The organism is Oceanospirillum sediminis, assembly GCF_014164585.1.
Taxonomy (GTDB): Bacteria; Pseudomonadota; Gammaproteobacteria; order Pseudomonadales; family Halomonadaceae; genus Oceanospirillum; species Oceanospirillum sediminis.
On the sequence record NZ_JACJFM010000134.1, the window covers coordinates 1 to 457 of the forward strand.

Here is a 457-nt window from a genome sequence, read left to right on the forward strand (position 1 = left end):
CAGTCAGATAATTCATGTGGACACTTTACTGTGATGACTGTGAGTGTCGTTTAAGGAGGTGATCCAGCCGCAGGTTCCCCTACGGCTACCTTGTTACGACTTCACCCCAGTCATGAATCACTCCGTGGTGACCGTCCTCCCGAAGGTTAGACTAGCCACTTCTGGAGCAACCCACTCCCATGGTGTGACGGGCGGTGTGTACAAGGCCCGGGAACGTATTCACCGTGACATTCTGATTCACGATTACTAGCGATTCCGACTTCATGGAGTCGAGTTGCAGACTCCAATCCGGACTACGACCGGTTTTGTGGGATTAGCTCCATCTCGCGATATTGCAGCCCTCTGTACCGGCCATTGTAGCACGTGTGTAGCCCTGGTCGTAAGGGCCATGATGACTTGACGTCGTCCCCACCTTCCTCCGGTTTGTCACCGGCAGTCTCCCTAGAGTTCTCAGCCG

At 54.3% G+C, this 457-nt stretch carries 1 rRNA gene; it reads right to left on the reverse strand.

From position 1 onward, the window contains the following. Window positions 1-51: 51 nt before the first annotated feature. Window positions 52-457: ribosomal RNA gene (locus tag H4O21_RS24235) — 16S ribosomal RNA — on the reverse strand; the annotation flags it as partial.